The 18210-nt window shown below is 56.2% G+C and carries 16 protein-coding genes; all 16 read left to right on the top strand.

Annotation, left to right across the window (positions count from 1 at the left end; genetic code table 11):
• Nucleotides 1-365 precede the first annotated feature (365 nt).
• The 16 genes from D5269_RS08575 to D5269_RS08650 all read left to right on the top strand — a co-directional run bounded on the left by D5269_RS08575 (nucleotide 366) and on the right by D5269_RS08650 (nucleotide 18119).
• Complete coding sequence (locus D5269_RS08575; protein ID WP_207709111.1) at nucleotides 366-1124, top strand: methyltransferase; 759 nt, start codon at nucleotides 366-368, stop codon at nucleotides 1122-1124.
• 67 nt (nucleotides 1125-1191) lie between these two features.
• Nucleotides 1192-2037: a 16S rRNA (cytidine(1402)-2'-O)-methyltransferase gene (gene rsmI, locus D5269_RS08580; RefSeq protein ID WP_120484783.1), complete on the top strand. Its 846-nt coding sequence runs from the start codon at nucleotides 1192-1194 to the stop codon at nucleotides 2035-2037.
• Nucleotides 2038-2041: 4 nt separating this feature from the next.
• The gene (locus D5269_RS08585; RefSeq protein WP_120484784.1) at nucleotides 2042-2584 is read left to right on the top strand and encodes a hypothetical protein; all 543 of its coding nucleotides are present in this window, start codon (nucleotides 2042-2044) and stop codon (nucleotides 2582-2584) included.
• 461 nt (nucleotides 2585-3045) lie between these two features.
• A complete protein-coding gene (locus D5269_RS08590) occupies nucleotides 3046-4224 on the top strand; it encodes a diphosphate--fructose-6-phosphate 1-phosphotransferase (RefSeq protein WP_120484786.1) in 1179 nt (392 codons plus the stop codon).
• The gene (locus D5269_RS08595; protein ID WP_120484787.1) at nucleotides 4221-5492 is read left to right on the top strand and encodes a glucose-6-phosphate isomerase; all 1272 of its coding nucleotides are present in this window, start codon (nucleotides 4221-4223) and stop codon (nucleotides 5490-5492) included. Before D5269_RS08590 ends, D5269_RS08595 begins: the two co-directional genes overlap by 4 nt.
• 139 nt (nucleotides 5493-5631) lie before the next feature.
• Nucleotides 5632-6420 (top strand): ABC transporter permease, encoded by a 789-nt coding sequence (locus D5269_RS08600; RefSeq protein ID WP_016315004.1) that lies wholly within the window; start codon nucleotides 5632-5634, stop codon nucleotides 6418-6420.
• Nucleotides 6396-7187 (top strand): ABC transporter ATP-binding protein, encoded by a 792-nt coding sequence (locus D5269_RS08605; protein ID WP_016315005.1) that lies wholly within the window; start codon nucleotides 6396-6398, stop codon nucleotides 7185-7187. The genes D5269_RS08600 and D5269_RS08605 overlap by 25 nt, the downstream gene beginning before the upstream one ends.
• A gap of 213 nt (nucleotides 7188-7400) precedes the next feature.
• Complete coding sequence (locus D5269_RS08610; RefSeq protein ID WP_120484788.1) at nucleotides 7401-8504, top strand: aliphatic sulfonate ABC transporter substrate-binding protein; 1104 nt, start codon at nucleotides 7401-7403, stop codon at nucleotides 8502-8504.
• A 30-nt stretch (nucleotides 8505-8534) separates the two neighbouring features.
• Nucleotides 8535-8885, top strand: coding sequence for a hypothetical protein (locus D5269_RS08615; protein WP_120484789.1), 351 nt, complete (start codon nucleotides 8535-8537; stop codon nucleotides 8883-8885).
• Between the two features lie 409 nt (nucleotides 8886-9294).
• Nucleotides 9295-10824 (top strand): HAMP domain-containing sensor histidine kinase, encoded by a 1530-nt coding sequence (locus tag D5269_RS08620; protein ID WP_031219413.1) that lies wholly within the window; start codon nucleotides 9295-9297, stop codon nucleotides 10822-10824.
• Entirely contained in the window at nucleotides 10821-11486 is a 666-nt protein-coding gene (locus D5269_RS08625) for a response regulator transcription factor (RefSeq protein WP_016315008.1), read from the top strand. The genes D5269_RS08620 and D5269_RS08625 overlap by 4 nt, the downstream gene beginning before the upstream one ends.
• Nucleotides 11487-11608: 122 nt before the next feature.
• Complete coding sequence (locus D5269_RS08630) at nucleotides 11609-12424, top strand: glucosamine-6-phosphate isomerase (protein WP_120484791.1); 816 nt, start codon at nucleotides 11609-11611, stop codon at nucleotides 12422-12424.
• Between the two features lie 140 nt (nucleotides 12425-12564).
• A complete protein-coding gene (nagA, locus tag D5269_RS08635) occupies nucleotides 12565-13725 on the top strand; it encodes an N-acetylglucosamine-6-phosphate deacetylase (RefSeq protein WP_120484792.1) in 1161 nt (386 codons plus the stop codon).
• Nucleotides 13726-13750: 25 nt separating this feature from the next.
• On the top strand, nucleotides 13751-14908 hold the full coding sequence (locus D5269_RS08640; RefSeq protein ID WP_016315011.1) for a class II fructose-bisphosphate aldolase: 1158 nt from the start codon (nucleotides 13751-13753) through the stop codon (nucleotides 14906-14908).
• Nucleotides 14909-14920: 12 nt separating this feature from the next.
• Nucleotides 14921-16408, top strand: coding sequence for a lactate racemase domain-containing protein (locus tag D5269_RS08645; protein ID WP_016315012.1), 1488 nt, complete (start codon nucleotides 14921-14923; stop codon nucleotides 16406-16408).
• A 433-nt stretch (nucleotides 16409-16841) separates the two neighbouring features.
• Nucleotides 16842-18119: a hypothetical protein gene (locus tag D5269_RS08650; RefSeq protein WP_120484793.1), complete on the top strand. Its 1278-nt coding sequence runs from the start codon at nucleotides 16842-16844 to the stop codon at nucleotides 18117-18119.
• Nucleotides 18120-18210 lie beyond the last annotated feature (91 nt).

The following is an 18210-nucleotide window of genomic DNA, read 5'->3' on the forward strand; positions in this document are numbered from 1 at the left end:
CGCGCTAAGAGCCCGCCTTCGGCGGGTTGCGCTCGAAACGCTTCGCTGCGGCTCGCAGTGCGGAGCGCGTCGGGGGCTCTGCCCCTCGACCCCGCAATTTTTTGAAAAAAATTGAGAAAATAAGAAATTCGCCGAGCTTGCCGGGGTGGGGCCTGCGGGGAGGGGTCGCTGACCCCTAACCCGCAAGACAGCCCGCAGGGGCGTCGCGGCGTATGCCGCGCTTCGGGCTGAAAGCCCGAGAAGCCCCGAGGAAGGCGCTTTGCGCCTGGAAGTCTGGTCTGGAACCAGACTTCCGCTGTCCCACTGCCCCTCGACCCCGCAATTTTTTGAAAAAAATTGAGTAAAACTTTAGATGCTGGACAGGCTTGAAGGGATGGATCAAACTGGACGATTTTACATTTGAACCGTTGGCAGAGCACCTGCGCCTGTGCGTCACAGGAACGCACAGATTCGGTACCGACGCGTTCCTGCTCTCGGATTTCGCCGCTCCCCGCCGTAGAGATACAGTCTGCGACCTCGGGAGCGGCTGCGGGATCATCCCTGCGCTCTGGTTCCGGAACCCGGAGGACGCACCCAAGCGGGCCTATGCGGTCGAAGTACAGGAACTGGCGGTCACCCAGATGAAGCGTTCCCTACAGGATGGCGGACTGCCGGACAGCCGTTTTTTTCCAGTACATGCGGACCTGCGGCAGCTCAAGGGCAGGCTTGAAGGTGGATCGTTCGACCTGGTCACCTGTAACCCCCCTTATAAAGCAGTTGGAGATGGGATTCTGAGCGGGAGCGATGCGGACAGGATTGCCCGTCACGAAACCCTCTGCGCCTTTGAGGATGTCTGCGACGCTGCCAGCTACCTGTTGAAATTTGGAGGGCGGCTCTGTGTCTGCCAGCGCCCGGAGCGGCTTGCAGACCTGATCGACGGGATGCGCAGCCGGGGAATGGAACCGAAACGCCTCCGATTTGTGCACCAGCGTCCGGATGCGCCGCCCTGGCTGCTTCTGCTGGAGGGCCGCAAGGGCGGGAAACCGTTTCTGCGGGTCGACCCGCCGCTGCTGATCGAAGGGGAAGGCGGTTTTTCACAGGAGGTTTTGCGGATTTATAAAAAGGAGCAGAACCATTCTTTATGAGCAGGGATATTTTGCCGTCCTGCAAGGCGAAAAACGCAGGCAATCCTTTGGATAAGGAGAGGGATCTATGAGCAGGCTATATCTGGTTGGAACCCCGATTGGGAATCTGGGTGATCTTTCGCCGCGGGCGGTCGAGGTGCTGGGCGGTGTAGATTTTATTGCCGCCGAGGACACCCGGGTCACCCTTAAACTGTTGAACCATTTCGGGATCAAAAAACCGCTGGTAAGCTATTATGCGCATAACCTGCGGGAGCGCGGGCAGGTGATCGTCGCGCGGATTCTGGCGGGGGAACGGTGTGCGATCGTCACGGATGCGGGGATGCCCTGTATCTCCGACCCGGGGGAAGATCTGGTGCGTCTCTGCGCCGAGGCGGGCGTCCCGGTCGAAGCGGTGCCTGGCCCGAGTGCAGCGGTCACCGCGCTGGCCGTTTCCGGGTTGCCAACCTCCCGGTTTGCATTCGAGGGTTTTTTGAGCGTCAAACGCAACAGCCGAACCGCGCATCTTGCGCAGGTCAAAGACGATCCCCGGACACTGATCTTTTATGAGGCCCCGCACAAGCTGCTGGCGACCTTGAACGACCTGCTTGAAGCGTTTGGAAACCGGCGGATTTCACTTGCGCGCGAGCTGACCAAGCTGCATGAGGAGGTGCGGCGCACCACTTTGTCGGAAGCGGTGGAGTGGTATGCGGAGCATCCGCCAAGAGGGGAGTTTGTACTGGTTGTTGAGGGGGCGCAGGTGCGGCTGGACGAGCCTCCCACACTGGAAGAGGCAGTCGAGCTGGTGCAGGCGCTGGCGGCGGGCGGGATGTCGCTGTCAGATGCCGCGAAAGAAGCCGCACGGCAGACCGGATATAAAAAAGGGGAGCTTTATAAGCATTCACTCAATGTCCCCGTACCAGAACAGGAGGGGTGATTCTATGTGCGAGCAGGCATTTTCATCCGACGGGTACCTGATCGACCAGTCCAAGACCGGGATGCTTCCTTACGGAAATTACGACTCCTCCTATAACGGCTGCGGCTGGATTGCGGCCTATAACGCACTGAAGGCGGCAGGACGAACCATCCCGTATGAAACCATCCGGCAGGAACTGCAAAGAAGCCTAATGCTGGGCGGCTTGTTGGGTACCAATATGTTTTACCTCTGCTGGTATCTGGGCCGCAAAGGGTTCCATCTGCGAAAGGCATTCACGCTGGCCGGAGCGCAGACGGTTTCGCGCGGTGCGGTTGCGGGGGTTGTCACCTACTGGACCGGTCGCGGCATCCATTTTGCGGCGTTTACACAGGAGCAGGGGGAGGTCCTGCGCTTTTTCAACGCGGTGATGGGGAAGGAGCGGCATCTCGCCACAATGGAGCAGTTTTTCCGGGAGCTGGTGCGGTTTCCATTGACCTTTGTGATGGCGCTGGAACCGCTTCCGCGCAGTCGTGCGCGCACTGCGCGCCGGCGCCTTGGCAGGGGATAAAAAGCAGGATTCACGCAATCGCCGGTATCCCCAGCAGCAGACCTGTTTTCAACCAGCGGGCAGTTGCCCACAAGCATACTTGCTAATATCCCATCATGTGAAACGGAGCCGCCTTCGGTGGCTTTTTTCGCAGGCTTCACAAGAATCGTTTGCTTCTATGCGCCATGACTCCCTCAACAGGCCGGAGAAAGTTTGCAGAATCTGAAAAATGGGTGGATGCGGTTGCATCCGCTCTTTTTTATGGCCCGCCAGCGCGCGCTCTATGGAACCCGAAAGCAAGGGCGTCAGCAGAAGCCCTTGAAGCGAGAACGCCGCAGTCTTGAAAAGGATCGTTCTGTTTTTCAAACAGCACCGATACCCTCCAGGAAAGGGAGGATCATTTTTCATACTGTTCTCCGCCCTTTTTTGCCCTTATAATGGAAAAGCAGAAAAGCCTTTTACAAGGAAGAAGGAGTGGCGGTATGTCAGGAAATATGGTAATCATACATGGCGGCGGGCCGACCGCCGTCATCAACGCATCGCTTTATGGAGCGGTTGAGGAGGCGAAAAAACATCCCGAGGTGGGGAAAATCTATGCGGCAATCGGGGGGACAGGCGGCTTGCTGCACAAAAAGCTGCTTGATCTGCGGGAAATCCCGCAGGAAGAACTGGACCTGTTGCTGACCAGCCCGGCCTCTGCGATCGGGACTTCCCGCGATCACCTCGAGCCGGAGGATTATGCGGCGATGGTACCGGTATTTGAAGAATTCGGTATCCGATATGTCCTGCTCAACGGCGGGAACGGTACAATGGACACCTGCTCAAGGATTTACGAACAGTGCTGTGCGCATGGAATCTCGGTTATGGGGATTCCCAAGACGATGGACAATGACATCGCGGTGACCGACCACAGCCCCGGGTTTGGGAGCGCGGCGCGCTATATGGCGGTCTCGACCGCAGAGGTCTGCGCGGATGTGCGCGGATTGCCGATCCATATTGTGGTGATTGAGGCGCTTGGACGGAACGCCGGATGGGTAACCGCGTCTTCCGCGCTCGCCGCCGATTGCGGCGTGGGTGGTCCGGACCTGATTTATCTGCCTGAGCGGGCGTTCGACGAAGCGGCGTTCCTGCGGGACGTACAGGAGCTGATCGACCGGAAGGGCTGCGGCGTGGTGGTCGCGAGCGAAGGGCTGCACGATGCGGACGGCAAACCGATCGTGGAACCGGTATTTCAGGTGGGACGCGCGGTCTATTTTGGGGATGTCAGCTCCCATCTTGCCAACCTCATCACCAAAAAGCTGGGATATAAAGCGCGCAGCGAGAAACCCGGATTGCTTGGGCGCGCTTCAATAGCCCTGCAATCCGCCTGTGACCGGGAAGAGGCGGTGCTGGCGGGAAAACTCGCCGCCGAAGCTGTGGTACGTGGGGAGAGCGGAAAGATGGTCGGATTCCGGCGGCTCGAGGGGGAGCCTTACCGGATCGAGCCGATGATGATCGAGATCGAACAGGTGATGCTTCACGAAAAAGGGATGCCGGATTCGTTCATCAACGAGGCGGGCAACGGGGTGACCCAGGCATTTCTTGACTGGTGCCGTCCGCTTCTGGGCGGGCCGCTGCCGCGACTCATCAGTTTCACTGGCCGTGAGGAGGTGCGCTCATGAGCAGATTGGTGCTGGACACCGCTTCCGCACAGACATTTTTAGAGCCGGATGCGCTCAGGCGGGAACAGGAGCGTGCGCAGGCATTTTATCGGGACCTGGTAGAGGCCCCGGATCCTGCGGGGGTAAAGGGCTGGGTTTCCTGCCAGGAGTCGGCGGTTCAGCTCGACCTTATCCGCAGAAAAGGCGCTGAAATCTGTGAAAAAGCGGATGTTTTTGTACTGGTGGGGGTCGGCGGCTCCAACCAGGCGGCGCGGGCGGTGATCGAGTCGGTCCGGTCGGCACACAAGGGCGCACCTGAAATCCTCTATGCGGGCAACACCTTTTCGCCCTATGAGATCGGGCGCATCCTCGATGCAACGGCGGGCCGGAGTGTTTACATCAATGTGATCGCCAAAAATTTTGAAACGCTGGAGCCGGGAAGCCATTTCCGGGTCCTGCGGCAGCGGATGCAGGAGCGGTATTCCCGGGAAGAGATGGCGCGCCGGGTGGTGCTGACCGGGACCTATGGTTCCCGCCTTGAGGAGATCGCCCAGGAGAACGGGTACACTTTCCTTTCGTTCCCCGAACGGATTGGCGGCAGATATTCGGCGTTCAGCCCGGTCGGGCTGCTGCCCCTCGCGGCGATGGGTCTGGATATTGACGCCTATCTGGAGGGAGGCAGGCAGATGCAGGAGCGTCTGCGGGCGGAGGATGGCGGGATTGCTGCGGAATATGCCGCGGTGCGCAGCCTGCTTTACCAGAAAGGCTTCGACATTGAGATGCTGGCTTCGTTCGAACCGCGCCTGAGCTGGTTTTCGAGATGGTGGTGGCAGCTGTTCGGCGAGAGCGAGGGCAAGCAGAAAAAGGGCATCTTCCCAGCGAGTGCGATCTATTCAGAAGACCTGCACTCGATCGGGCAGTATATGCAGGACGGACGCAGAAATCTGATCGAGACCTTTTTGAGCGTTGAGGACCCGGGCGCTTCGGTCCGGATCGCTCCTGACCCTGCATTTGGCGATCGGTTCGACTATCTGGACGGGATGGATTTTGCGGAGATCAACCGCGCGGCAGAGGATGCGACCATCCGCGCACATACGCAGGGCGGGGTACCCTGCATCCGTCTGACCGCCGACCGGCTGGATGAGGATGCATTTGGGCAGCTTTACGGTTTCTTCATGGCAGCGTGCGCGGTTTCCGGGCGTCTGCTTGGGGTGGACCCGTTCGACCAGGAAGGGGTCGAAGCCTACAAGCGGCTGATGTTCCACACCCTTGGAAAACCAAACGTATGATGTAAAATGTTGTACAAAACATCCAAAAAGGGATATCCCATAGATTTCAGTTATGGGCATAGTATGAGAAAATTTCATACTTGTTGGGAAAATAGATTCTGCGGTATGATAAGAATAGAAAATAAAGGAGGTATGCACCTTGAATACCGGAAAAAACAAGGGGTTTTTCAGTAAGATTCCCAATGCGGTGTGGATGGTCATTTCGGTGGTCACGGCATTCGTGCTTTGGACGGTGATCGCTTCGACCGAAGCAGGCGGTGTGGTATTCGCCGAGCCGTGGGAGGTTGGACAGCAGTTCGTAAAAGCGCTCTCGAACGGCACCCTCTGGCAGCACACCAGCATCAGCCTCTTCCGCGTGCTTGCGGGCTTCGGCATCGGGTTTGTCGTCTCGATCCCGGTTGCGTTCCTGATGGGCTGGTATGCGCCTTTCCGCAATCTGGTTTCTCCGTGGATCCAGTTTGTGAGGAACATCCCCCCGCTGGCCTATATCCCTCTGGTAATCGTCGGCGCGGGCGTTGGCGAGCAGGCAAAGGTAATCGTGATCTTCATTGCTTCGTTCCTCGTGCTGGTCGTGACCATCTATCAGGGCGTCCTCAGCGTTGATGTCACCCTGATCAAAGCGGCAAAGGTGCTCGGCGCTACCGACCGCGACCTCTTCTTTAAGGTAGTTATTCCGGCCTCCACTCCCTACATCCTCACCGGCGCGCGGCTTGGCCTTTCCGCCTCGCTCACCACGCTGGTTGCAGCGGAACTGACCGGCGCTTCCCGCGGGCTGGGTATGATGATCCAGAAGGCGAGCGGCTACTACGATATGTCCACCGTTTTGATGGGGATTCTGGTGATTGGTGTAATCGGTATTTTGTTTGAAAAAATTGTAAGATTCCTGGAGAGGAGGCTGACGGGATGGCAGGAAACAATCTCCCAGTAAAAGTAAAGATCGACAATGTTGTAAAAAAATACAGCGGGCGCAATGGTGAGATGGTCGCGCTCAACGGTGTAAGCCTCGACATCCATGAAAATGAGTTCGTCTGTGTCGTTGGACCGTCCGGATGCGGCAAGTCCACCCTGCTGAATATCATCGCGGGACTGCATGAGCCGACCTCCGGTCAGGTGCTGGTTGATGGGCAGGCGGTGAGCGGCCCCGGCCCGGACCGCGGCGTTGTGTTCCAGCAGTATGCGCTTTTCCCCTGGTTGACAGTGCAGAAGAATGTCGAGTTCGGCTTGAAGCTGCAGGGGATGTCGCAGGATAAGGCGGAGCAGGAAGCAAAGAAATACATCAAGATGGTGGATCTCGAGCAGTTCGCGCAGTCCTATCCGAAGGAGCTTTCGGGCGGTATGAAACAGCGTGTGGCGATTGCGCGCGCCTATGCGATCAATCCCAAGGTGCTGCTGATGGACGAGCCGTTCGGCGCGCTGGATGCACAGACCCGCACCCAGCTTCAGACCGAGCTGCTCAAAACCTGGGAAAAAGAGCAAAAGACCTGTTTCTTCATCACCCATGACGTGGAAGAAGCGATCATTCTGGCACAGCGGGTGATTATCATGAGCGCCCGCCCTGGCCGGATCAAGGAGGTTGTTGAAATCAACATCCCTTACCCGCGCACCCAGGAAACCAAGATGAGCAAAGAGTTCCTCGATCTGAAAAACCATATCTGGTCGCAGGTTTATCAGGAATATCTGGCGATCAGAAAGTAGGGGCCAATTTTCCCCGGAAATCGAAGGCTGTCTTTCCTGTCTCCCGGATGGGTCGAACCCCGGTCAGCGTAACGGCTTCTCCGTCATGTTGACCGGTGGTTCCATATGGAATCACAGTTCGGTACATGTCTGAAAAGACAAAATGCAGTCTGCATTTTTCTTTTAGGCGGGTTTTTCCCGCTTCAACACAAGAATCTGTCAGGAGGAAATTTTATGAAAAAGTTTTTAAGCGTCATCCTTTCAGGCGTACTGGCCGCTTCGATGCTTGCGGGCTGCGGCGGTTCTGGCGCGTCGTCTGCGCCGGCTTCCTCTGCCGCCCCGGCACCTGCACCGGTCTCGTCTGCGGCAGCGTCGAGCGAAGCTCCGGCAGCTGAGCCTGCCGAAACATTTGAGGAGGTCAAGCTGCGGGTAGCCTACATGCCCAACATGGGCAGTGCATCGCTGCTGGTTACCGCACGCGACAAGGGCTTCTTTGAGAAGATGGGCATTACGGTTGATCTGGTCGAGTTCCAGGGAGGCCCCGCCGAAATTTCGGCAATGGCTTCGGGAGACATTGACATCGCACAGATCGGCCATGGTGCACACGCGCTCTGCGCTGAGGGCGAAGCGATGATCTTTGAGATCGACTGCACCAGCCTTGCGGATGCGGTTATGGGCAACAAGGAAAAGGGCGTCAACTCGATCGCTGACCTGAAAGGCAAAAAAGTCGCTACCACAGCCGGCACTTCTGCGGAGATTATCCTCAATCTCGCGCTCGCTTCCGAAGGGCTGTCCCAGTCTGATCTGGAGATCGTGGAGATGGATGCGAATGGTATGGTTTCGGCTATGATCAGTGGAAACATCGACGCTTGCGCGACCTGGTCTCCGGGCACCATGACCATCGCAACCGCGATGGGTGACAAGGTGATTACGCTTGCCACCAACAACGACTATCTGGATCAGGCGACCTTCCCGTCCAGCATGATTACCACCAAAAAGTATGCGGACGAGAACCGCGATATCCTTGTTCGGTTCACCCGCGCGCTCCAGATGGCGATGGACTATCGCGCTGCCAACATCGACGAGATCGCGAAACTGGTTGCGAAACAGTGCATGGTCGATGAGCAGACAATGCTCGACTGCGTAGGAGAGGGCAACTGGCTCACCGGCGAGTTTGTCGCTTCCGCGGTTAAGGAAGGCACAATCAAGAGCTACTATGAGAATCAGCAGAAAGTGTTCATCGACAGCGGACGTCTGACCGAAGCCGTGGATGTCAACAATTATGTTCTGTTTGATGTCATGGAAGAAGCTGCTGAGGCAAACGCGAAAGCGGCGTAACCATATCGGACCTGTTCCGGCAGGCCCAAAATGCCAATGCAGGAGGGCATAAAGAGGGCCAAAACCCCGCTTTATGCCCTTCTCTTACCGGTTTGCCTTCCCGGCTGGCACTATGGTATAATAGCTGCAAAGCAGCTATTATACCAGGATTATGGCCAGGACGATACGCAGGCAAAGCCCGCTCCCGTCCCTATGGCCGATTATATCAAATCACTTCGTGATTATGATATAATAGCTGCAAAGCAGCTATTATATCGGGATTATGGCCAGGACGATACGCAGGCAAAGCCCGCTCCCGTCCCTATGGCCGATTATATCAAATCACTTCGTGATTATGATATAATAGCTGCAAAGCAGCTATTATATCAAATCACTTCGTGATTATGATATAATAGCTGCAAAGCAGCTATTATACCGGGATTATGGCCAGGACGATACGCAGGCAAAGCCCGCTCCCGTCCCTATGGCCGATTATATCAAGGCTATGGCCGAGACGCTGCACAGGCAAAGCCCGCTGCCGTCCCTATGGCCGATTATATCAAGGCTATGGCCGAGACGCTGCACAGGCAAAGCCCGCTCCCGTCCCTATGGCCGATTATATCAAGGCTATGGCCGAGACGCTGCACAGGCAAAGCCCGCTGCCGTCCCTATGGCCGATTATATCAAGGCTATGGCCGAGACGCTGCACAGGCAAAGCCCGCTGCCGTCCGGATGTCCGGTTAAACCAGAGAAAAGGCCGGAAGCTCTGGAGGGACGGTCGGATCGTGTCGATGTGGGAGGGGGCGCTGTTGTGCTGTTCATTATTTTGGTCTCGATCGCCGTTTTTTCGGTGATCCTGCTCGCCTACCGGAGGGATCATTATGCACTGCTCATCTTTGGGATGGGAGCGAGCCTGATCCTGCTGCTCGTTGGCATCATCATCTATACCGCAAAGACCGGCGGGATGAGCGAGGCGCAGAAGGTATTCCTCTATTTTTCGAGTGGCATCCAGAAGCGGCTTTCCTATCTGATCTTCCCGCTGAGCCGGTTGGGGTATCTGATCGCGATTGGACGGTATCTGTTCCCGCTTTTTCTGCTGCTCGTCGCGCTCAATTACAGTATGATCCCGTTGGTGCGCAGATGCCGGAAATGGTGGGCATTGATCTGCTTTTTTCCGATCGTGAGCCTCCTGCTTTATTATCCCCGGGTTTTCTACACGATCGTGCGCAACCGGTTTGTACTCCAGCGTTTTCTGATGACCGCTATGGTGCTTTGGATCGTGCTCTATCTGCTGGCGGCGGGGGTGCTCCTGCTTCATGAGTATGCAAGTGTTACAATCGCCTATTACAGGCGGCAGTTCCGCACCATCGTCATACTGATCGCAAGCATGATGCTGCTTTACCTGATGTTTGGACTCCAGGACCCGATTCAGGTCTATCAGCTTTATACAACGGAATATATGTGGTTTAATGGGATGTCCTATGCCAACCCGGACATCCCGCTCTGGATGTGGCAGGGGATGAGCGTTTTGATCGCCTTTTCTCTGGTGCTGGGATTCTGGAATCTGCGGGAATATAGCCAGATTACTGTCCGGGAGAACGACAGGGCGGTTTCGCTCGAACGCAAGTTTGATACCGCGAGCATGGGGGTATCGGTTTTTGTGCACAGCATCAAGAACCAGCTTCTCGCGGCGCGGGTCGCCTACAAAAAACTGGAACAGGAGCTGGCGAAGCCCGAGCAGGATGAGAAAAAACTGGAAGAATACCTGCATCTGCTCGAGACGATGAACGACACGATGCTCCAGCGGATGGAGGAGCTTTACAGAAGCGTAAAATCCAGCTATATCTCGCTGACCCCGACCTCTGCGGAGGAGATTGTCCGGCTGGCAGCCCAGCGGTTCGCCCAGAAATATCCGGAGGTATCGCTCGAAGTCCTGCCGGTGCCGCAGGTGCTCCTTCTGGCGGACAGTACCCACCTTACGGAAGCGCTCTATAACCTGCTCACAAACGGCTATGAGGCGACCGTTGCGTCCGGCAGGCCAGACCGGAAGGTCGCATTGGCGGTACACGATGAACGGTTGTGGGTGGTTTTCGAGGTGCGGGACAACGGCTGTGGAATGACCCGGCAGGAACAGAAAAAAATTTACGACCCGTTTTATACCAATAAGAATACAAACTTCAACTGGGGCATGGGGCTGTATTATGTCTGCCAGATTGTCAAAAGCCATCTCGGCGCACTGCGGGTGGAGAGCGTAAAAAATGAGGGGACCAGCTTTTTCATGCAGCTGCCCCGCTACACGCCGCGTGTAGATACAGCCCTGCAAAGGAGACAGAGCAAATGATCCGGATACTTGTGGCGGAAGATTTCGACCTGCTGCGGCAGGACATCTGCGAGATGCTCTCGGCGGAACCGGATATTGAGGTGGTGGGGGAATCGGCGACCGGTGCCGGAATGGTAGAGCTGGCTTTGTCGACGGAAAGCGACCTGATCCTCATGGATATTGAGATGGAAAACCTGAATGCGGGTATTCATGCGGCAGAACGGATCCGCGATGCGATTCCGGATCAGAAGATCATCTTTCTGACTGCGCATGAAACCCAACAGATGATTACCACCGCAATGGCCACCGGTGCGGTTGACTATATCGTCAAGGGCTGCACCAACGACGAGATTTTACAGCATGTCCGCGCCGCTCACGACGGGCAGCCGATGATGAACAGCAAGATTCAGGAAACGATCCTGCGGGAGTATTCCCGGCTGAGGCGCTCGGAACAGAGCCTGCTCTTTTTTATCAACAATGTATCCCAACTCACCTCTGCGGAAAGGGACCTTGTCCGCCTGCTGCTTCAGGACAACAAGGTCAATGACATTGCCCGAATCCGCTGTGTCGAGGTGGTGACGGTGAAAACCCAGATCAAAGGCTTGCTGCATAAGTTTGGATGCAGCCGCACAAAAGAGATCGTCTCGATGATCCGCGACCTCAAAATTGAACACCTGTTTTAAGGGCTGCCTGAAAAATCGAAAGCAGGGTTTTTGGCAGGAGGCGGTACCTGCCGCGTTTTGTGAAAATGCGTTATTTCCGCTGTTTTCAGGCAGACCCGGGATGAAAGGAAGTGTTTGGACAGATGAACTATTATCAGATTCCCAGCGCAGAGTTGGGGAAGAATGCAAAGCTGCCGATTCTCAAACTCGGGGATTCGGGAGAAGTTTTTTATGAACTGGCGCTTGAGATGGTCAAGGGCATTGAGGAGAACAACGCCAGAGGGGACAAGACCGTCTATATCTGCCCGGTCGGACCGGTGGGGCAGTACCCAATTTTTGTGCGTCTGGTGAACGAACGGCGCCTTTCCCTGAAAAACTGCTGGTTCCTCAATATGGATGAGTATCTGGACGAAAACGATCGCTATCTGCCGGTTGACCATAAGCTCTCGTTCCGCGGATTCATGCAGCGGGAGGTCTATGGAAAGATCGACCCGGAGCTGCTCATGCCGGAGGAGCAGCGTGTATTCCCCGATCCCCAGGACCCGGCGTCGCTCACAGCCCTGGTCGAACGGCTTGGCAAGGTGGATATTGCATTTGGCGGGATCGGGATCAACGGCCATCTGGCGTTCAACGAGCCACAGGAAGGGATGAGCGAGGAGGAATTTGCCCAGCTTACCACCCGCGTGCTTGACATCAGCCGCGAGACGCTGACCGCCAACGCGATCGGTGACCTGAGCGGTGCGATCGAAGCTATGCCGAAGCGGTGTGTGACCATCGGAATCAGGGAGATTCTTTCGGCAAAAAAGGTACGGCTGGGCGTCTTCCGCGACTGGCACCGCTCGGTGATCCGGCGCGCGGCTTATGGGGAGCGTACCGCACAGTTCCCGGTAACCCTGCTCCAGAACCATCCGGACGCCATGATCCTGACCAACAGCAATGCGGCCCAGCAGCCATTCTAGGGATACGGGGCGGTTTGAAACGTTTTATCTGTCCTTTCCGAGGGGGAAGAAGCCGGTAAGCAGAACCTCCGCCGCATCGAAGGAAAGGGCTGGACAGGTTTCAGCAGGGGAAAACAAGAGATTTTAGAGGGAAAGCTACCATGGAAAAAGTATTGCTTCAAAATGCGTGTTTCTATAAGGATGGCAGGTTTTCAGAAGGGAATCTGCTGATAAAGGATGGGAAGATCGAAGCGCTGGGCATCGGGATTTCGGCAGACTGCGAAGTGGTCGATCTTGATGGCGCCTATCTGGTGCCCGGCTTTCTCGATGTGCATACCCACGGCGCTGCTGGTGTGGATGTCAATGCTGCGGATGTGGCAGGGCTGGAAAAGATCGGGAAGTTTTTCGCTTCGCAAGGGACAACAGGCTGGCTCGCCAGCGTCCTGACCGATACCGAGGAACAGACCACCTGGTGTCTCGAGCAGATCCGGCAGGCATCCGGACGCCCGACGGAAGGGGCGCAGCTGCTCGGCGCGCATCTGGAAGGCCCGTTCCTGGCATCGGAGTACAAGGGCGCAATGCCTGAGCACCTGCTCCAGCAGGGGAACATTGGCCTCTTCCGCAAATACCAGGCTGCGGCGGGCGGTACGGTGCGGTATATCACCGTTTCCCCGGAGGTTGAAGGGGTTCCTGAGATGGTAGAAACCCTTTCCAAAGAGGTCCGGATTGCGATTGGCCATTCGGGCGCGGATTATGCTTCCAGTATGCACTGCATCCGCAATGGCGCATCCAGCTGCACCCACACTTTTAATGCAATGCGGCTGTTCCACCAGCATGAACCGGCGATTATGGGCGCGGTGCTCGAATCGGATATCTATTGTGAAGCGATCTGCGACGGGCGGCACCTGCATCCTGCCACCGTCCGGATGCTCCTGAAAGCCAAAGGGTACGACCGGGTCATCGCGGTGACCGACAGCATCATGGCTGCGGGCCTGCCAGACGGCGATTACAAGCTGGGAGTGAATGATATTGTGGTCGAGGATGGGGATGCAAAGCTCGCTGACACCGGTGTACGTGCGGGGAGCACGCTGACCACCGGCCAGGCGCTGCGCAATCTCGTCCATTTCACCGGGCAGCCGGTCGAACGGGTGCTCCCGCTTCTCACTGAGAATCCGGCGCGGATGCTGGGGATATTCGGGCGGAAGGGTTCGCTCGAACCAGGAAAGGATGCAGACCTGGTGGTGCTTGACAAAGCGCTTCAGGTAAAGGCCACCTATGTCGGTGGGAGGGCTGTTTATGTCAGGGACGGCCGGAACGTTTAGAGGATTACAATAAGGGGGAATCATTATGCCATTGGTACCACTGCGTGCCATTCTGGAAGCAACCGACAGATATCAGTACGCACAGGGAGCGTTCAACGTGAACGCGGTCGCGCAGGCGAAAGCCGCGATTGAAGTGCACGAGATGTTCCGCAGCGCGGCGATCCTACAGGGCGCTGACCTCGCAAACGGGTTCATGGGCGGACGCATAGATTTTATGAATGCGACCCTTGAAGATAAGAAGGCCGGCGCAAAAAATATTGCGGCAGCGGTGAAAAGGTATGGGGAATCCAGCCCGATTCCGATTGCGCTCCATCTCGACCATGGTCGGGACATCGACTCCTGCAAGGCGGCGATTGCGGGCGGTTACACCAGCGTGATGATCGACGGTTCCAGCCTGCCGTTTGAGCAGAACATTGAGGTCACCCGTGAGGTGGTCAAATATGCGCACGAACGGGGCGTTACTGTCGAGGGGGAGCTGGGTGTGCTTGCAGGGGTGGAGGACCATGTGTTCAGCGCCAGTTCGACCTATACCAATCCGCTCGACGCGGTGGAATTTTTCAAAAAGACCGGTGTAGACTGCCTCGCCATCAGCTACGGCACCATGCATGGCGCCAGCAAGGGGAAGGACGTCAAGCTGCGCAGGGAAATTGCGATTGCAGTAAAGGAATGCCTGATGCACGAGGGAATCTTCGGTGTACTGGTCAGCCATGGGTCGTCTACCGTCCCGCAGTATATTGTTGACGAGATCAACGCACTCGGCGGAGAGATCAAAAACGCCTACGGCATCGCGCTCGATCAGCTCAAGGCGGTTTCCAAGTGCGGGATCGGCAAGATCAACGTGGATACCGATATCCGGCTTGCGGTCACCCGCAACCTCAAGGAGCTGTTCCGTGACCGCCCCGAGCTGCAAAAAAGCGAAAAGGTCGGGAAGATGTACGAGCTTCTCGAGTCGAACAAATCCGCATTCGATCCGCGCGTATTCCTGCCGCCGATCATGGATACGGTCATGTATGGCACCATCGACCACGACGACCTGTCTGCGGTCACAGGCTGTATCGAGCGCGGCGTGAAAGAAGTGGTCGGGACACTGATTGTCGAGTTTGGCTGCGTGGGCAAGGCGCCGCTGGTCGAGCGGGTGACACTGGATGAGATGGCGGAGCGCTACCGCAAGGCCGGGATTTGAGGAGGAAAACAGATGAGACTGGAATTTGAATATGGACACGGCACAATGGCAGCAAACCTGCCGGACACCACCGATGTGTTTATCCCGGGGCAGACGGTGCCCGATCCGCCCTGTATCCCGGAAGACCGGATTGCCGAGGAGACGCTCAAAAGCATCCGGAATCCGATCGGTATGGAGCCGCTTTCCCAGCTGGCGCACAAGGGCAGCAAATGCGTTATCGTGTTCCCCGACCGGGTCAAGGGCGGGGAGCAGCCGACCGCGCACCGCAAGGTATCCATCCCGCTGATCCTGGACGAGCTTTATGCGGCCGGTGTCGAGAAAAAGGACATCCTGCTGATCTGCTCGAACGGCCTGCACCGAAAGAATACCGAGCAGGAGGTTCGCGGGGTACTGGGGGAGAAGCTGTTCAACGAGTTCTGGTATACCCATCAGATCATCAACCATGACAGCGAGGACTACGATCATTTGGTTGATCTCGGCACCACCGAGCGGGGGGACCCGGTGCTCATGAACAAATATGTCTATGATGCGGATGTTGCGGTCCTGATCGGCCATGTACAGGGCAATCCGTACGGCGGCTACTCGGGCGGTTATAAACACTGCGCGACCGGCATCACCCATTGGCGGTCGATCGCGAGCCACCATGTTCCGCAGGTCATGCACCGTCCCGACTTTGTCCCGGTCAGCGGCACCAGCCTGATGCGCACCAAGTTTGACGAAATCGGTATGCATATGGAAAAATGCATGGGCAAGAAGTTCTTCTGCTGCGACGCGGTGCTCGACACCAAATCCAGGCAGATTTCGGTCTACAGCGGTTATGCCAAAGAGATGATGCCGATTAGCTGGAAGGATGCGGATAAGCGCACCTATGTCCACTGGGCGGAGAAAAAGTATGATGTATTGGTGTTCGGGATGCCGCAGTTCTTCCACTACGGGGAAGGGATGGGGACCAACCCGATCATGCTGATGCAGGCGCTTTCGGCGCAGGTGATCCGCCACAAACGGATCATGAGCGACCACTGTGTGATTATCTGCTCCTCCCTCTGCAACGGCTATTTCCATGACGAGCTGTGGCCTTATCTGCGGGAGATGTATGAGATGTTCCAGCATGACCAGATGAACACGCTGCCGGACATGAACCGCTATGGCGAGTATTTTGCGACCAATGAGGAATATATCCGCAAGTACCGCTATTGCAACGCGTTCCATCCGTTCCATGGGTTCAGCATGATTGCCTGCGGCCATATCGCGGAGATGAACACATCGGCGATCTATCTTGTGGGCGCACAGGAGCCGGGCTATGCCCGCGGGATGGGGCTGAAAACCCGTCCGACCTTTGAGGAAGCGCTTGAGGATGCGAAGAAAAAATTTGTCGGGCCGAACCCGAACATCCTTGCCCTGCCGCTGACCTTCAAAACGGCGTCAGTGCATCTCTGCATGAAAGACCCTGCGCAAAACAGCGCGGCAGCCGATATGGGCAGCCATCCCTGCTGCGGCTGATTACAGAGAACGGTTCGGCTCCTCTGCGGAAGCGCCGTCCTGATGAAAAGGAACACCCTCTATGCAGAAAACAGACTGCATAGAGGGTGTTGTTATCAGGTGTGGGCGAGTGGAAAACAACAGGATCCTTTTGCTTTTAAATCGGAACAGGCGCGAATCCGAACGGTTTGTGCGGGGATGTATGCCCAGGAATGGCAGAATTATTCCTAGTGTTTAGTGGAATCGGCTGTATATCTTTAGAAATTGTTTAAAAAATCAAATTTTAATTTTATATATTAAATTAAATTATGAATTATAGACAATAAAAATGACAATATGGTAACAAAATCCTCTTGAAAAAGTCTTGTGGCCCGGTTATACTGAGACACGTTCCAAGCGGCCCGGACGACGGACGCCGCGGATCAAAACTTTTCTTTCAGGAGGATCCTAAACCATGAAAAAAGCGATTGCTATGCTGCTTGCAGTTTCTGCGACTATGGCCCTTGGCGTGACCGCCCTTGCGGATGACGTGGCCCAGGTGGCCGACACCGGGTCGAGCTCTTCCGATGTTTCTTCGGACAATAGCTCTTCGGACGCTTCGTCTGACAACAGCTCTTCCGACACCTCGTCTGACAACACTTCTTCCGATAACAGCTCTTCGGATGCATCTTCGGACAACAGCTCTTCGGACAACTCTTCCAGCTCTGAGGACGAGACCCCGGTGGGTGAGCCCTCTTCCCTGGTCTTCCACTCGGATGAGGACGGCACTGTCCTCGGTGAAGACCTCCTCGAGCCGGGCAGAGAGTACCGGTTCCCGGCATACGTTGAGTTTGGCGGCCAGAGAGCGAAGGTCGCAGTCAGCGACGAGCTGCTCAAGGACTACAAGTTCAATTACACCCGCGTGACCGCTTCGGGCGTCAAGACCTTCAAGATCGAGGAGCGCAAAGGCGTTTACTATCTGATCATCGAGACCAAGGACACCACCCCGACCAAGCCGGTTGACGTGAAGTACAATGTCAAGCTGGTCCGCAAATCCAACAATATCTCGGTATTCAGCCAGGAGGTCAAATTCTCCTACGGCTATGACGAGAGCAACGACGATTATATCAATGATCTGGACAAGGGCGATATCGTCGAGATCGACAACAACCGTCCGGTTATCACCAAAGAGCAGTTCAACAAGATTGCGAAACTCAACGATTATAAGAACGTCACTCTGGCGGGTGCCGGCTGGCAGTTCACTGTCAATGTGACCGACGAGACCACCAAGAACATGGTCTTCACCAACGCTGGTGTCAAAGAGATCATGGCAAAATATCCGGATCAGGACTTCAAGTTCTTCCGGTTCGGCGGCAAACCGTCCTTCAACTCGACCGGTAAGGTCGCGCTGGATGTCTCGGACATCGTGGACGACTACGAGAGCCTGAACCTCTACCGCTATGCGAACGGCCGCGTCTACAAGCTGAATGCGTCCTACAATGCAGCGGATGAGACTCTGGAGTTCCGTACCAACAAGCTCGATACCTTCTTTGTCACCGACAGGTCGATCAAAGACGGCACCATTATCGACGAGAACGTTGTGTCTGGCGGCAGCAATGCTGGCAGCAACGTCAACACCGACAAGAACAACCCGGGCACCGGTGCTGGCGACATGATCAACGCGGCTGTTATGGCAGGGATCGCTTCCCTTGCGGCTGCCGGCGCGATCGCAGCAAACAAAAAATCCAAATAAGTACATCTTTGTAAAAAACAATCTGCCGCCCCAATCGGGGCGGCATTTTTGATTATAATGCGCAGGGACTGTTTGAAGAATCGCAATGAGC

It is taken from the genome of Anaerotruncus sp. 1XD42-93, from assembly GCF_009917605.1.
GTDB lineage: Bacteria > Bacillota > Clostridia > Oscillospirales > Ruminococcaceae > Anaerotruncus.

What these genes read in the sequence shown, in the direction of transcription:
- rsmI (WP_120484783.1), top strand. Translation starts at nt 1,192, where the DNA reads ATGAGCAGGCTATATCTGGTTGGAACCCCGATTGGGAATCTGGGTGAT.
- D5269_RS08585 (WP_120484784.1), top strand. Translation starts at nt 2,042, where the DNA reads ATGTGCGAGCAGGCATTTTCATCCGACGGGTACCTGATCGACCAGTCC.
- D5269_RS08590 (WP_120484786.1), top strand. Translation starts at nt 3,046, where the DNA reads ATGTCAGGAAATATGGTAATCATACATGGCGGCGGGCCGACCGCCGTC.
- D5269_RS08595 (WP_120484787.1), top strand. Translation starts at nt 4,221, where the DNA reads ATGAGCAGATTGGTGCTGGACACCGCTTCCGCACAGACATTTTTAGAG.
- D5269_RS08605 (WP_016315005.1), top strand. Translation starts at nt 6,396, where the DNA reads ATGGCAGGAAACAATCTCCCAGTAAAAGTAAAGATCGACAATGTTGTA.
- D5269_RS08610 (WP_120484788.1), top strand. Translation starts at nt 7,401, where the DNA reads ATGAAAAAGTTTTTAAGCGTCATCCTTTCAGGCGTACTGGCCGCTTCG.
- D5269_RS08615 (WP_120484789.1), top strand. Translation starts at nt 8,535, where the DNA reads ATGCCAATGCAGGAGGGCATAAAGAGGGCCAAAACCCCGCTTTATGCC.
- D5269_RS08625 (WP_016315008.1), top strand. Translation starts at nt 10,821, where the DNA reads ATGATCCGGATACTTGTGGCGGAAGATTTCGACCTGCTGCGGCAGGAC.
- D5269_RS08630 (WP_120484791.1), top strand. Translation starts at nt 11,609, where the DNA reads ATGAACTATTATCAGATTCCCAGCGCAGAGTTGGGGAAGAATGCAAAG.
- nagA (WP_120484792.1), top strand. Translation starts at nt 12,565, where the DNA reads ATGGAAAAAGTATTGCTTCAAAATGCGTGTTTCTATAAGGATGGCAGG.
- D5269_RS08640 (WP_016315011.1), top strand. Translation starts at nt 13,751, where the DNA reads ATGCCATTGGTACCACTGCGTGCCATTCTGGAAGCAACCGACAGATAT.
- D5269_RS08645 (WP_016315012.1), top strand. Translation starts at nt 14,921, where the DNA reads ATGAGACTGGAATTTGAATATGGACACGGCACAATGGCAGCAAACCTG.
- D5269_RS08650 (WP_120484793.1), top strand. Translation starts at nt 16,842, where the DNA reads ATGAAAAAAGCGATTGCTATGCTGCTTGCAGTTTCTGCGACTATGGCC.